This window comes from Trichococcus sp. (genome assembly GCF_049589555.1).
In the GTDB taxonomy this organism is placed as follows: Bacteria; Bacillota; Bacilli; order Lactobacillales; family Aerococcaceae; genus Trichococcus.
Genome location: NZ_JBAWAZ010000008.1, coordinates 1 through 4,618, shown reverse-complemented (window position 1 = coordinate 4,618; position 4,618 = coordinate 1). Strand labels below are relative to the sequence as shown.

General features: G+C 51.6%; 4 protein-coding genes and 1 pseudogene. All 5 read left to right on the top strand.

Annotated elements, in window-relative coordinates; translation table 11 throughout:
• Positions 1 to 162, top strand: a pseudogene (locus WBV27_RS00235) (dUTP diphosphatase); the annotation flags it as partial.
• Positions 163 to 265: 103 nt separating this feature from the next.
• Positions 266 to 1,648 (top strand): DNA repair protein RadA, encoded by a 1,383-nt coding sequence (gene radA, locus WBV27_RS00230; protein ID WP_424198399.1) that lies wholly within the window; start codon positions 266 to 268, stop codon positions 1,646 to 1,648.
• 26 nt (positions 1,649 to 1,674) lie between these two features.
• A complete protein-coding gene (locus tag WBV27_RS00225; protein WP_424198397.1) occupies positions 1,675 to 2,769 on the top strand; it encodes a PIN/TRAM domain-containing protein in 1,095 nt (364 codons plus the stop codon).
• Between the two features lie 48 nt (positions 2,770 to 2,817).
• Positions 2,818 to 4,287 (top strand): glutamate--tRNA ligase, encoded by a 1,470-nt coding sequence (gltX, locus tag WBV27_RS00220; RefSeq protein WP_424198395.1) that lies wholly within the window; start codon positions 2,818 to 2,820, stop codon positions 4,285 to 4,287.
• Between the two features lie 77 nt (positions 4,288 to 4,364).
• On the top strand, positions 4,365 to 4,618 hold a 254-nt coding region (locus WBV27_RS00215; RefSeq protein WP_424198393.1), incomplete at its 3' end, for a serine O-acetyltransferase.

The window sequence follows — 4,618 nt, the reverse complement described above, 5'->3', positions numbered from 1 at the left end:
CACATCTACTTCCAGTTCCTGAATTTCGGCTTGCGCGACAAAGTCATCCGCAAGGGCGACCGCATCGGCCAGGGCATCTTCCTGCAGTTCCTGAAAGCCGACCAGGATGAAGCTGAAGGAACAGAACGAACAGGCGGTTTCGGATCGTCAGGGCAAGCCTAAAAAGAAAAGCCAAATCCGCGGGTATTTGCGTATTGTTATACGTAGAATAGGCTTTTTGTGATAAAATAAGATAAGTTGGTTCACACTTGAAGGAGAGATTCATTTGGCAAAAAAAAATGCAGTGAAATACGTTTGTCAGGCTTGCGGGTACGAGTCGCCGAAATGGCTGGGACGTTGCCCGAACTGCAACACTTGGAACCAAATGGAGGAAGAACGGGAAGCGACGAAAGCAGTGAAGCAACAGCAACGTTCCAATTTCAGCGGGAATGTTCCTGAAGCGATCGCCATCCAGGACATCAAGACCGAGAATCTGCCGCGCGTCAAAACGCAGATGGAAGAAGTCAACCACGTTTTGGGCGGAGGCATCGTGCCCGGTTCGCTGATTTTGATCGGGGGCGACCCCGGCATCGGCAAGTCCACTTTGTTGCTGCAGGTTTCGGCGCAGATCAACCAAGGCGGTCACCGCGTTCTTTACATCTCCGGAGAGGAAAGCGCGAGTCAGATCAAATTGCGGGCGGAGCGGCTAGGGGTCAAGGGCACCGACTTCTACATCTACCCGGAAACGGATGTCGACGCGATCCGCAGCACGATCGAGCGGATCAAGCCGGAATTCGTCATCGTGGACTCGATCCAGACGATGATCCATCCGGACATCACGAGCACGGCCGGCAGCGTAACGCAAGTGCGTGAATGCACCGCCGAATTCATGCGGATAGCAAAGAGCAACGACATCGCCATCTTCATCGTCGGACACGTGACGAAGGAAGGCGCCATCGCAGGGCCGCGGATGCTGGAGCATATGGTGGATACGGTGCTGTATTTTGAAGGCGACCGGCATCATGCTTTCCGGATCCTGCGCGCCGTCAAAAACCGTTTCGGGTCGACCGACGAGATCGGCGTTTTCGAGATGATCGAGGGCGGGTTGCGCGAGGTGCGGAACCCTTCCGAACTGTTCCTGGAAGAGCGGCTCGCCGGAGCATCCGGATCGGCAGTCGTTGCCTCACTTGAGGGCACACGTCCGATTTTGGCTGAAATCCAGTGTCTGATCACACCGACTGTCTTCGGGAATGCCCGCCGGACTGCGAGCGGATTGGACTACAACCGGGTTTCGCTGATCATGGCTGTGCTGGAAAAACGGGCGGGCTTGTTGCTGCAGAACCAGGATGCCTACTTCAAATCGACAGGCGGCGTGAAGCTGGATGAGCCGGCCATCGACTTGGCAGTGGCGGTCAGCATCGCTTCAAGCTATTGGGACACCGAGACTTCCGCGACCGAGTGCTTTATCGGTGAAATCGGCCTGACCGGGGAAATCCGCCGGGTCAGCCGGATCGAGCAACGCGTCAATGAAGCTCAAAAATTGGGCTTCACAAAGGTGTATTTGCCGAAGAACAATATGGCCGGCTGGAAGCACCCGGACGGTATCCAGATCGTTCCTGTCGCAACGCTTCAAGAAACGCTGCGCAAAGTATTTCCGAATAAAAATTGATGACAGAAGGAAAGAGAGGGAAGCCTTTGAAACGGAAAATTATTACGGCCGTCTTCCTGATGGTGGGCGGCAGCGCTGGTATTACAGCACTGCCTTACCTGTGGGAATTAGCGGGCATACGAAACAATCTTTTCAACAATGTTTTTGTTAATTTTGGGGTTGGAGCACTTATATTTTATTTATTGTCATTTTTATTGATGAAATTGATTTTGGACGTCATGCAAAAGATAGAGAATTATTTCAGCACCTTATCGGTCAGCTACATGCTGTTCGGTTCAATCGGAACGATCATCGGGCTGGTTTTGGCTTGGTTGATCGGCATCCCTTTGACATCACTAAGGATTCCGGTCGTCAACGACGTGCTGCCGGCTATCCTGTCCTTGATTTTGGCTTACTTGGGCTTCCGCGTGGGGACTACCCGGATCGAAGAATTCCGTAAACTGTTCGCAGCGAAACCGAAAAAGCAGGAAGAAACACAGATGCTTGACCGCAAAGCGGATGACACTTTCCGCAAATACAAGATTTTGGATACGAGCGTCATCATCGACGGACGCATCTACGACATCGCCAAAACCGGCTTCCTGGAAGGCGTCATCGTCATCCCGAACTTCGTGTTGCGCGAACTGCAGTACATCGCGGATTCCTCCGACAGCCTGAAGCGCGTCAGGGGCAGACGGGGATTGGATATCCTGAACAAACTCCAAAAAGAAGAGGATATCGTCGTGGAAAGCTACGACGGTGAATTCGAAGAGATTCCCGAAGTCGACAGCAAGCTGATCCGTTTGGCGAAACTGATCGACGGCATCGTCATCACGAACGACTATAACCTGAACAAAGTCTGCGAGTTCCAGAATGTGCCGGTATTGAACATCAATGCCTTGGCCAATGCCGTGAAGCCGGTCGTCATACCCGGTGAATACATGGTCGTCACCGTCATCAAAGTCGGAACGGAACGCAATCAAGGGGTGGCCTATCTGGATGACGGCACGATGATCGTCGTCGAAGAGGGACAGCATTACATGAACGAGACGATTGAAGTCGTCGTCACGAGCGCCTTGCAGACAGCTGCCGGCCGCATGATCTTTGCGAAGCCTGCGCATTCACAAAAAGGAATCAAATAGAAAAGCCAGCACGATATAACCAGCTCCACAGAAAAGGGGATACTTCATATGACAAAGAAAATCCGCGTACGTTATGCACCAAGCCCAACCGGTAACCTGCATATCGGAAACGCCCGTACTGCATTGTTCAACTATCTGTTTGCCCGCCATAACGACGGCGAGTTCATCATCCGCACCGAAGATACGGACCAAAAACGCAACCTTGAACATGGCGAAGAAAGCCAACTGCAAAACTTGGCATGGTTAGGGATGGACTGGGATGAAGGTCCGGACAAACCAGGCAAATTCGGCCCGTACCGTCAATCCGAAAGACAGCATATCTACGATCCATTGGTTGATCAACTGCTTCTTTCCAACCGCGCCTACAAGTGCTACTGCACCGAGGAAGAGTTGGAAACGGAACGCGAACAGCAAAGAGCACGCGGCGAAATGCCTCATTACGGCGGAAAATGCGCAAACATGACGCCTTCCCAACAAGCTGAAAAAGAAGCACAAGGCATCACACCGGTCATCCGTTTCCGTGTGCCGATCGAAAACACCTACACATTCGATGACATCGTCAAAGGACCGATCACATTCGAAGCCAGCAGCGTCGGCGGGGACTACATCATCCGCAAACGCGACGGTTTCCCGACCTATAATTTTGCGGTTGCCGTGGACGATCACATGATGGGCATCACCCACGTCCTGCGCGGGGATGACCACATCGCCAACACACCGAAACAAATGATGATCTACGAAGCGTTCGAATGGAAAGAGCCTGTTTTCGGGCACATGACGCTGATCATCAACAGCGAAACAGGCAAAAAATTGAGCAAACGCGATGAAACGATCCTGCAGTTCATCGAACAATACAAAGACTTGGGCTACCTGCCGGAAGCGATGTTCAACTTCATCACGCTGTTGGGCTGGTCACCGGTCGGAGAAGACGAAATCTTCTCGAAAGAAGATCTGATCAAGATGTTCGATCCGGAACGCCTGAGCAAATCGCCTGCTGCCTTCGACCAGAAGAAACTGGAATGGATCAACAACCAGTACATGAAGAGTGCCGACTTGGACACAATCGTAACTTTGGCCGCGCCTCACTTGGTGGCTGCCGGCAAATTGCCGGAAAACCCGAGCGAAGCCGACAGCGAATATGCGAAAAAGCTGATCGGTCTGTACCACGAGCAAATGAGCTATGCCGCTGAAATCGTTGCGCTATCGGAAATGTTCTTCGCTGATGAAATCAACCTGGACGCAGAAGCACAGGAAATCATGGCTGCCGAAACAGCGCCGACCGTGCTTGCCGCGTTCAAGGAACAATTGCTTGCCATCGAGCCGTTCGAAGAAGCCGAAATCCTGGGCGCCATCAAAGCGGTCCAAAAAGAAACCAAGATCAAAGGCAAGAACCTTTATATGGCCATCCGTGTCGCCGTCAGCGGCCAAATGCACGGGCCTGAAATCGGTAAGACCATCGAAGTGCTGGGCAGAGAGAAGAGCTTGGCTCACCTGAACAGCGTATTGGAAAAGATGTAGGACCGACAAAAAAGTATAGCAAAAGTGAGCTTATTCTATATAATAGATGGATAATCCAAAAAGGAGCATGAAATGACTTGAATAGATTACGCGAAACAATTCAAACCATAAAAGATCATGATCCGGCTGCAAGGAGTACGTTGGAAGTCGTTCTGACGTACCCGGGGTTACATGCCATCCTTATATATGATATCGCTCATTTTTTTTATAAGCGAAAATGGTATACCTTCAGCCGGGTGATTTCGCATCTCGGGCGTTTCTTAACCGGAATCGAAATCCATCCCGGAGCGACGATCGGACATCGCTTGTTCATCGACCACGGCATGGGGAT

Coding starts and splice junctions, on each gene's coding strand:
- gltX (WP_424198395.1), top strand. CDS start 2,818: ATGACAAAGAAAATCCGCGTACGTTATGCACCAAGCCCAACCGGTAAC.